Genomic DNA, 8,737 nt, shown 5'->3' on the forward strand with positions numbered 1-8,737 from the left:
CGAGCTACCAGGAACTGGCCGGCCTCAAGGAGGTACACGACCTAATCGAAGGCGAGATCGCCCAGGTCAATCGTGACCTCGCCGCCGATCCGCGCATGGCCGGCGCCCAGATCCGCCGCTTCCTGATTCTGCACAAGGCACTCGACGCCGACGACGGCGAGTTGACGCGTACCAACAAGGTGCGCCGCGGATTCATCGGCGAGCGCTACAAGCCCCTGGTCGACGCGCTCTACGACGGGTCGCGACGGGCCCGCATCAAGGTCGACGTCACCTTCGAGGACGGCCGCAAGGGCATGATCGAAGGCGACATGGAAATCCGCGACCTGGCGCCCCATCCCGGACCGGGCTCGGCGCTGCCGCTCAGGAAGGCGAGCTGATGCTGGCGGTGGAGCTCGGCGCCGTCATTCTCCTCCCCAGCGCCGCTGGGGAGGTGTCGCCGTCTTACGACGACCCGCCTTCGCCGAAGCGAAGCCGCTTGGGCTTCGCGCTGGCTGGCGGAGGGGTCATGGTCTACCGGACCGGGGGCGTCCCGCCCGCTCAGATTCATGACCGGGCGGGACGCCCGCGGTCCGGAAGACCATGACCCGCCAGCGTTCCTTCGGCGAGGTGCTGCTGTCGGTGGAGAACATCAGCCTGTCGTTCGGCGGCGTGAAGGCGCTCACCGACATCAGCTTCGACATCCGCAAGGGCGAGATCCGCGCCATCATCGGTCCCAACGGCGCCGGCAAGTCGTCGATGCTGAACTGCATCAACGGCTTCTATCATCCGCAGCAGGGGGTGATCACCTACAAGGGCGTCCGGCGCAGCCAGATGCGGCCGCACGAGGCGGCCGAGCAGGGCATCGCGCGCACCTTCCAGAACATCGCCCTGTTCCGCGGCATGTCGACCCTCGACAACATCATGACCGGGCGCAACCTGCGCATGAGGACGGGCCTGTTCTGGCAGGCCCTGCATTTCGGCCCGGCCCGCCGCGAGGAGATCGACCATCGCCGGGCGGCCGAACAGATCATCGACTTCCTCGAGATCCAGCACATCCGCAAGGTGCCGGTCGGCCAGCTGCCCTATGGCCTGCAGAAGCGGGTCGAGCTGGGCCGGGCGCTGGCCGCCCAGCCCGAGCTGCTGCTGCTCGACGAGCCGATGGCCGGCATGAACATCGAGGAGAAGCAGGACATGTGCCGGTTCGTGCTCGACGTGAACGACGAGTTCGGCACCACGATCTGCCTGATCGAGCACGACATGGGCGTGGTCATGGACATCTCCGATCGCGTCGTCGTGCTCGACTACGGCAAGAAGATCGGCGACGGCGTACCCGACGAGATCAAGAGCAACCAGGCGGTCATCGACGCCTATCTGGGAGTGAGCCACTAAATGCTAGGCCCCTTCCTCGAAACCCTGATCGGCGGGCTGCTCACCGGGGTGCTCTACTCGCTGGTGGCGCTGGGCTTCGTGCTGATCTTCAAGGCGTCCGGCGTGTTCAACTTCGCCCAGGGCGCCATGGTGCTGTTCGCCGCCCTCACCCTGGCGCGGCTGACCGGCGAGACCGATCGAGAGGTCGACCTTGCGCACTTCGTGGTCGCCGCCGCCATCCTGGGCATCGCCGTGGCCCTGATCGGCTGGTACGCGTGGCGAGAATATCTGGCACGCGGCGGCGGGGCAGGGGAACGGCGTCGCATCCAGACCCTGGCGGCGGCTGGCGCGATCGTCGGCGGCGTCGTCGCCTGGATGTACGGCAAGGGGTCGTGGCCGATGTGGCTCGCCATCGCCGCGACGGCGGCGATCATGGGCCTCCTGGCCTACGCCATCGAGCGGCTGGTGCTGCGTCACCTGGTGAACCAGGAAGGCATCATCCTGTTCATGGCGACGCTCGGCATAGCCAATTTCCTGGATGGCTTCGGCCAGACGCTGTGGGGCAGCGACATCTACAAGATCGATCTCGGCATGCCCAAGGATCCGATCTTCCTGTTCGAAGGTGTGTTCGAAGGCGGCTTGCTGGTCGATCCCGGCGATCTGGTCGCGGCCGTCATCGCCGCTGCGCTGGTGGTCGTGCTCGCCGTCTTCTTCCAGAAGACACGGGTCGGGCGCGCTCTGCGCGCCGTTGCCGACGACCATGCCGCCGCGCAGTCGGTCGGCATTCCGCTCGACACCATCTGGCTGATCGTGTGGACCGTCTCGGGCCTTGTCGCGCTGGTCGCGGGGATGATGTGGGGCGCCAAGCTCGGCGTGCAGTTCTCGATCTCGCTGGTGGCGCTCAAGGCGCTGCCGGTGCTGATCCTGGGCGGCTTCACCTCGGTGCCCGGCGCCATCGTCGGCGGCCTGATCATCGGCGCCGGCGAGAAGCTCTCCGAGGTGTTCCTGGCGCCGATCCTGGTCAAGGCGTTCGACCTGGCCGGCGGCGGAATCGAGAACTGGTTCGCCTACATGCTGGCGCTGATCTTCCTGCTGTTCAGGCCGCAGGGCTTGTTTGGCGAACGCATCATCGAACGAGTCTAGAGGGGGCGAGCGCAGGCGATGCTTTACCGCGAGGCCGGCCAGTTCAAGACCGACTACGCTGCCGACCAGCAGATCTTCCCGATCCTGCAGGACCGCATCTTCGTCCTGGCGACGATCGTGCTGGCGTTCCTCGCCGTGCCGATGATCGCCACGCCCTATCTCTACACCGAGATCCTGATCCCCTTCCTGATCCTGTCGCTGGCCGCGATCGGGCTCAACATCCTGGTCGGCTACTGCGGCCAGGTCTCGCTCGGCACCGGCGGCTTCATGGCGGTCGGCGCCTACGCCGCCTACAACCTCTGGCTCCGCGTGCCCGAGCTCAACAACCTCGTCGTCGTGTTCCTGTTCGGCGGGCTGATGGCGGCGGCCGTCGGCATCCTGTTCGGCATCCCCTCGCTCAGGATCAAGGGCTTCTATCTCGCCGTCGCCACGCTCGCCTCGCAGTTCTTCCTCGACTGGGTGTTCGCGCGCGTGAAGTGGCTGACCAACTACACGCCCTCGGGGTCGGTGGCGGTGGGCTCGCTCGAGGTGTTCGGCTGGCATATCGACCGGCCGATCGATCGCTACCTGCTGATCCTCGGTATCGTGGTCGTGGCCACGCTGGTCGCCAAGAACCTGGTACGCGGCCATATCGGCCGTTCGTGGATGGCGATCCGTGACATGGACATCGCCGCCGAGATCATCGGCTTCAGGCCATTGCGCACAAAGCTCACCGCCTTCGCCGTCAGCTCGTTCTTCGTCGGCATCGCGGGCGCGATGTGGGGCTTCCTGCGGCTCGGTTCCTGGGAGCCGCTGGCCTTCGACATCAACCGCAGCTTCCAGATCCTGTTCATGGTCATCATCGGCGGGCTGGGCTCGTTGCTCGGCAGCTTCCTGGGGGCGGCCTTCATCGTGCTGGTGCCGATCGTGCTCAACCAGCTGCCGGGCTGGCTCGGCGTCAGGATGTCGACGGCGCTCTTGAGCCATGTCGAGTTCATGGTGTTCGGCGCCATGATCGTGTTCTTCCTGATCGTCGAGCCGCACGGCCTGGCACGGCTGTGGGCGGTCGCCAAGGAGAAGCTGCGGCTCTGGCCGTTTCCGCATTGATTCACTAGATTCAGGGCAAGGACCGGCCACTACGGACCGGACCACAGCGTGAGGAGGACACAGATGGGAATTCACAGGAGATTGGTGCACAAGGCGGCTGTCCTGGGGGCCGCCATCGTCGCCGCCGGGATCGTCGCCGGCGCGGGCGCCCAGGCGCAGAACGAGCAATTCATACCCGGGTTGATCTACCGCACAGGCGCCTATGCGCCGAACGGCATTCCGTTCGCCAACGGCGTCGCCGACTACTACGCCCTGGTCAACGAGCGCGACGGCGGCATCAATGGCGTCAAGATCGCCTACGAGGAGTGTGACACCGCCTACGCCACCGACCGCGGCGTCGAGTGCTACGAGCGGCTGAAGAACAAGGGCCCGACCGGCGCCGCCTACGTGCTGCCGCTCAGCACCGGCATCACCTTCGCGCTCACCGAGAAGGCGCCGGTCGACAAGATCCCGATCATTTCGATGGGCTACGGGCGCTCCGAGTCGCGCGACGGCAGCGTGTTCCAGTGGAACTTCCCGCTGCTCGGGACCTACTGGTCGGCGGCCGACATCATCATGCAGCACATCGCGCTGAAGGAGGGCGGCTTCGACAAGCTCAAGGGCAAGAAGATCGCGCTGGTCTATCACGATTCGCCCTACGGCAAGGAGCCGATCGCTCTGCTCGAGCAGCGCGCCAAAATGCACGGCTTCACCTTCACGCCGCTGCCCGTCACCCACCCCGGCGTCGAGCAGAAGGCGACGTGGCTGCAGATCCGCCAGAACCGGCCGGACTACGTGCTGCTGTGGGGCTGGGGAATCATGAACTCGACCTCGATCAAGGAAGCCGCCGCGGTCGGCTTCCCGCGTGAGAAGCTGTTCGGCGTCTGGTGGTCGGGCGCCGAACCCGACGTGCGGCCCGCCGAGGGCGGCGCCAAGGGCTACCATGCCGCCATGCTGCAGCACGGCTCCGGCCAGTTCGGCGTCCATGCCGACGTCAAGAAGTACGTCTACGACAAGGGCAAGGGCGCGACCAAGTGGGACGAGGTCGGCGAGGTGCTCTACAACCGAGGCTTGGTCAACGCCATGGTGGGCGTCGAGTCGATCCGGACGGCGATGAAGAAGTTCGGCAACAAGCCGATGACCGGCGAGCAGGTGCGCTGGGGCATCGAGCACCTCGATATCAGCGCGGCCCGTCTCAAGGAGCTGGGCTTCGAGGGCATGCTGCAGCCGCTCAAGGTGACCTGCAACGACCACGAGGGCACCCGCGCCGGCCGCATCCAGCAGTGGGACGGCCACAAGTGGGTCGTGGTTTCCGACTGGTACCAGTCCGACGACAAGGTCATCAAGCCGATGGTCGAGCAGGCTGCGAAGAAGTACGCCGACGAGAAGAAGCTGCCGGTGCGCGACTGCTCCAAGGAGAGCTGAGCGACGAGGCGTGGTGTCCGGACCCCTCCCCCGTAATCGGGGGAGGTGCCCCCGACAGGGGGCGGAGGGGGAAAGCCTCAGTCGAGGTCTCCGAGGTTCCGACGTCAGGATCAGAGAAAGCTCGAGTGTGGCCATCCCCCTCCGGCCCTACGGGCCACCTCCCCCGATGACGGGGGAGGAACATGAGAGATGAGCCCGACGCATGGCCGAACAACTTCAGCAAGTCGCCAACGCCAACGTCATCGACGTGGCCAGCATCGAGGTTATCTACAACCACGTCATCCTGGTTCTGAAAGGCGTGTCGCTGGCGGTGCCAGACGGGTCGATCGTGGCGCTGCTCGGCGCCAATGGGGCGGGCAAGTCGACGACGCTGAAGGCGATCTCGAACCTGCTGCACAGCGAGCGCGGCGAGGTCACCAAGGGCCAGATCCATTGCCGCGGCGAGCGGGTCGACGGGCTCACGCCCAACGATCTGGTGCGGCGCGGCGTCATCCAGGTCATGGAGGGCCGCCACTGCTTCGGCCATCTCACGGTGGAGGAGAACCTGCTGACCGGCGCCTACATCCACGGCGGCAAGCGCCGGCAGATCGCCGACGACCTCGACAAGGTCTATCACTACTTTCCGCGCCTCAAGGAGCGGCGCTCGAGTCAGGCCGGCTACACCTCGGGTGGCGAGCAGCAGATGACGGCGATCGGCCGCGCCCTGATGAGCCGGCCCAACACCATCCTGCTCGACGAACCGTCGATGGGCCTGGCGCCGCAGCTCGTCGAGGAGATCTTCGAGATCGTGAAGAGCCTCAACGAGCGGGAGAAGGTCTCGATCCTGCTGGCCGAGCAGAACACCAACGTGGCGTTACGCTACGCCCATTACGGCTACATCCTGGAGAATGGGCGCGTGGTGCTCGACGGCGATGCCGCCCACTTGCGCGAGAACGAGGACGTGAAGGAGTTCTACCTCGGCATCGGCGGCGAAGGCCGGCGCTCGTTCCGCGACGTCAAGCACTACCGGCGGCGCAAGAGGTGGCTTTAGACCGGATTTCCACGCATGACGACTGCGGCGCGCGGAAATTCAGGCTAGGCCGAATTGTCCGAGAGCTTCATGAGGACGAGGCCGCTGAGAATGAGCACGGCCGCCAGGATGCGGCCGACGCTGGCCTGCTCGCCCAGGACCACGATGCCGAAAACAAAGGCGCCTGCCGCGCCGATGCCCGTCCACACCGAGTACGCGGTGCCGAGCGGCAGCGTCTTCATGGAGATCGACAGCAGGACCATGCTCGCGACCATGCCGGCGAGGCTGATGATGGTCGGCCAGAGCCTGGTGAAGCCTGCCGAGTGCTTCATGGCGGAAGCCCACACGATCTCCAGCAGGCCGGCGACAGTCAGGTATACCCAGGCCACATCCGCTCTCCGCGCTCGCAGTCGAACCGTCGCGGACAGCATGCCCATCGATCGACATAGATCGGAGAGGGCGCGTCTCGCGTCGCCGATGTAGACAGCGGCACGCGCTGCTTCAACCGGCGAGCCACTTTCGAGATCGTTCCCGACTTCCGTCAGGCGGCCTTGCTCTCCGTCGCCTTCTTCGGGATCGGTGGTGCGAAGCGGAAGGCTGCGCCCAATCGATTCCAGGCGTTGATGTTGGCGACCGCTACGCTGAGCGCGATCACCTCGTTCTCGCTGAAGTGCTGGCGCAGGCTCTCGTAGGCCTCATCCGCCACGCTGCGTCCGTCGAGCCGCGTCAGCGTCTCGGCCCAGGCCAAGGCGGCGCACTCCTTGTCCGAAAAGATGCCGGCCTCGTGCCAGGTCGCCACCAGGTCGAGCTTCTCCTGCGGCAGACCGAGCCGCCGCGACACGTTGAGATGGATCTGCAGGCAGAAGGCGCAGTTGTTGATCTGCGACACGCGCAGCTTGGCGAGCTCGACAATCGTCTTGTCGAGGCCCGACTCCTCGGTGCTCTTGCCCATTGCCAGCAGGGCGGCCTGTGCGCCGGGCGCGGTCTTCTGGAACGTGTCGTAAGAGATGCGGACGTGGGACATGGCGGCGCTCCAAAGATATTCGAACTCTGATATAATGCCTCCGGACAGCTCGGCAAGCCCGGAGTGATACAATCATAGGTGGATCGACCGGACCTCGGCGCAGGCATAGATGCTGAAGATCCTGGTCGATGGTCCTGATAACTTGGTGCTTGAGCATCTCCAGCACATTCGCGCCGGAATGGACGAGATGCGGGACGACATGCGCGACCTGAAGCGTCGACTGACGTCGCTTGAAGTCTCCGTTTCCAACCTCCGGGGCGAAATGGCCAGTCTGCACGGTGACTTTGCCGGCCAATCGGGACGGATCGACCGAATCGAGACCAGGCTGGAGCGGATAGAGCGCCGCCTCGAGCTGCACGACGCCTGGCAGGTTGCTGAAAAAGGTTTTTCGGCTACTCAGGCGAGCAAGCTTGCTTCGTCAAATGGTGGCAACGCGAAATATCGATTCGATATTCTCGCTGGACGGATTCGATTGTTGCGGAGGCATGGCATCCATTCGGACTTCTTCAGCAGCCTGCTAGAAGCGCTTCCCCGTCATCGCTCTGCGATGTGACCTCGGCTTCAGGCCGCCTTGGCAAGAGGACGGCTTGGCGTCTACCGTGGTCGGCCGAAGGCCGAGGAAACGCCCATGTCCAAGCACTACGACACTCTGGAAACCCGATCGCCCGCAGAGCGCGAGAAGGCGCTGATGCAGGCGCTGCCGCAGCAGATCGCCCACGCCAAGGCGCATGCGCCGTTCTTCGCCGAGTGGCTGAAGGGCGTCGATCCGGAGGCGGTCACGTCCCGTGCGGCGCTGGCCAAACTGCCGGTGCTGCGCAAGTCGGTGCTGAGCGAGGTGCAGAAGAAGGATCCGCCGATGGGCGGGCTGATCACCGTGCCGATGAGCAAGGTGCGCCATGTCTTCATGTCGCCCGGCCCGATCTTCGAGATCGACACCGACGAGCCCGACTATTTCCGCGGCGCGCGCGCCATGCATGCCGCCGGCTTTCGGCCGGGCGACGTGGTCTACAACACCTTCTCCTATCATCTGACGCCGGCCGGCATCATGATGGAATCGGCCATGCGGGCGCTGGGCTGCGCCGTCGTGCCGGGCGGCGTCGGCAACACCGAGCTGCAGCTCGACGCCATCGCCGCCATCCGGCCGAGCGGCTACGTCGGCACGCCGTCCTTCCTCAAGATCCTGGTCGAAAAGGCGGCCGAGCTCGGCAAGGACATCTCCTCGCTGAAGCACGCCTTCGTCGGCGCCGAGGCGTTGCCGCCTTCGCTGCGCCAGATGTTCATCGACAAGGGCATGTCCTGCCTGCAGAGCTACGGCACGGCCGACGTCGGCACCATCGCCTACGAGTCCGAGGCGATCCAGGGCATGACCGTCGACGAGGGCGTGATCGTCGAGATCGTGCGACCGGGCACCGGCGATCCCGTGCCCGAAGGCGATGTCGGCGAGGTCGTGGTCACGACCTTCAATCGCGCCTATCCGCTGATCCGCTTCGGCACCGGCGACATGTCGGCCGTGCTGTCGGGCCCGAGTCCGTGTGGGCGGACCAACATGCGCATCAAGGGCTGGATGGGCCGCGCCGACCAACGCACCAAGGTGCGCGGCATGTTCGTCGACCCGGCGCAAGTAGCCGAGATCGCCGCCAAGCATCCCGGACTTGGCCGCCTGCGCCTGGTGATCGACTGGGTCAACCAGGCCGACGTCATGACGCTCAAGGTCGAAGCCGGTC

General features: G+C 65.6%; 9 protein-coding genes and 1 pseudogene. 8 read left to right on the top strand and 2 right to left on the bottom strand.

Annotated elements, in window-relative coordinates; translation table 11 throughout:
• The 6 genes and pseudogenes from AB7O82_RS34870 to AB7O82_RS34895 form a co-directional block, all read left to right on the top strand.
• Positions 1-377, top strand: a pseudogene (locus AB7O82_RS34870) (long-chain fatty acid--CoA ligase); the annotation flags it as partial.
• A gap of 202 nt (positions 378-579) precedes the next feature.
• A complete protein-coding gene (locus AB7O82_RS34875) occupies positions 580-1,368 on the top strand; it encodes an ABC transporter ATP-binding protein (RefSeq protein ID WP_428621522.1) in 789 nt (262 codons plus the stop codon).
• Positions 1,369-2,490: a branched-chain amino acid ABC transporter permease gene (locus AB7O82_RS34880; RefSeq protein WP_428553817.1), complete on the top strand. Its 1,122-nt coding sequence runs from the start codon at positions 1,369-1,371 to the stop codon at positions 2,488-2,490.
• Positions 2,491-2,508: 18 nt separating this feature from the next.
• Positions 2,509-3,576 (top strand): branched-chain amino acid ABC transporter permease, encoded by a 1,068-nt coding sequence (locus tag AB7O82_RS34885; RefSeq protein ID WP_428553819.1) that lies wholly within the window; start codon positions 2,509-2,511, stop codon positions 3,574-3,576.
• A 63-nt stretch (positions 3,577-3,639) separates the two neighbouring features.
• Positions 3,640-4,980 carry an ABC transporter substrate-binding protein gene (locus AB7O82_RS34890; RefSeq protein WP_428553821.1) on the top strand — a complete coding sequence of 447 codons (1,341 nt, stop codon included), beginning with the start codon at positions 3,640-3,642 and terminating at the stop codon, positions 4,978-4,980.
• Between the two features lie 202 nt (positions 4,981-5,182).
• Positions 5,183-6,010, top strand: a complete 828-nt coding sequence (locus AB7O82_RS34895; protein WP_428621523.1) for an ABC transporter ATP-binding protein — start codon at positions 5,183-5,185, stop codon at positions 6,008-6,010.
• Between the two features lie 44 nt (positions 6,011-6,054).
• On the opposite strand, the gene AB7O82_RS34900 is transcribed toward AB7O82_RS34895, so the two are convergent.
• Both AB7O82_RS34900 and AB7O82_RS34905 read right to left on the bottom strand, forming a co-directional pair.
• Positions 6,055-6,378 carry a DMT family transporter gene (locus AB7O82_RS34900; protein WP_428553826.1) on the bottom strand — a complete coding sequence of 108 codons (324 nt, stop codon included), beginning with the start codon at positions 6,376-6,378 and terminating at the stop codon, positions 6,055-6,057.
• 152 nt (positions 6,379-6,530) lie between these two features.
• Positions 6,531-7,013 carry a carboxymuconolactone decarboxylase family protein gene (locus tag AB7O82_RS34905; RefSeq protein ID WP_428553829.1) on the bottom strand — a complete coding sequence of 161 codons (483 nt, stop codon included), beginning with the start codon at positions 7,011-7,013 and terminating at the stop codon, positions 6,531-6,533.
• Between the two features lie 109 nt (positions 7,014-7,122).
• Between AB7O82_RS34905 and AB7O82_RS34910 the strand changes: the two genes are divergently transcribed.
• Together AB7O82_RS34910 and AB7O82_RS34915 are read left to right on the top strand one after the other, a co-directional pair.
• Positions 7,123-7,566 (top strand): hypothetical protein, encoded by a 444-nt coding sequence (locus tag AB7O82_RS34910; RefSeq protein ID WP_428621525.1) that lies wholly within the window; start codon positions 7,123-7,125, stop codon positions 7,564-7,566.
• Positions 7,567-7,641: 75 nt separating this feature from the next.
• Positions 7,642-8,737, top strand: a 1,096-nt coding sequence (locus AB7O82_RS34915) for a phenylacetate--CoA ligase family protein (protein ID WP_428621526.1), incomplete at its 3' end; no start/stop codon positions are given.

The sequence above is a fragment of the Reyranella sp. genome, from assembly GCF_050185545.1.
In the GTDB taxonomy this organism is placed as follows: Bacteria; Pseudomonadota; Alphaproteobacteria; order Reyranellales; family Reyranellaceae; genus Reyranella.

Coding starts and splice junctions, on each gene's coding strand:
- AB7O82_RS34885 (WP_428553819.1), top strand. CDS start 2,509: ATGCTTTACCGCGAGGCCGGCCAGTTCAAGACCGACTACGCTGCCGAC.
- AB7O82_RS34905 (WP_428553829.1), bottom strand. CDS start 7,013: ATGTCCCACGTCCGCATCTCTTACGACACGTTCCAGAAGACCGCGCCC.
- AB7O82_RS34875 (WP_428621522.1), top strand. CDS start 580: ATGACCCGCCAGCGTTCCTTCGGCGAGGTGCTGCTGTCGGTGGAGAAC.
- AB7O82_RS34890 (WP_428553821.1), top strand. CDS start 3,640: ATGGGAATTCACAGGAGATTGGTGCACAAGGCGGCTGTCCTGGGGGCC.
- AB7O82_RS34910 (WP_428621525.1), top strand. CDS start 7,123: ATGCTGAAGATCCTGGTCGATGGTCCTGATAACTTGGTGCTTGAGCAT.
- AB7O82_RS34880 (WP_428553817.1), top strand. CDS start 1,369: ATGCTAGGCCCCTTCCTCGAAACCCTGATCGGCGGGCTGCTCACCGGG.
- AB7O82_RS34895 (WP_428621523.1), top strand. CDS start 5,183: ATGGCCGAACAACTTCAGCAAGTCGCCAACGCCAACGTCATCGACGTG.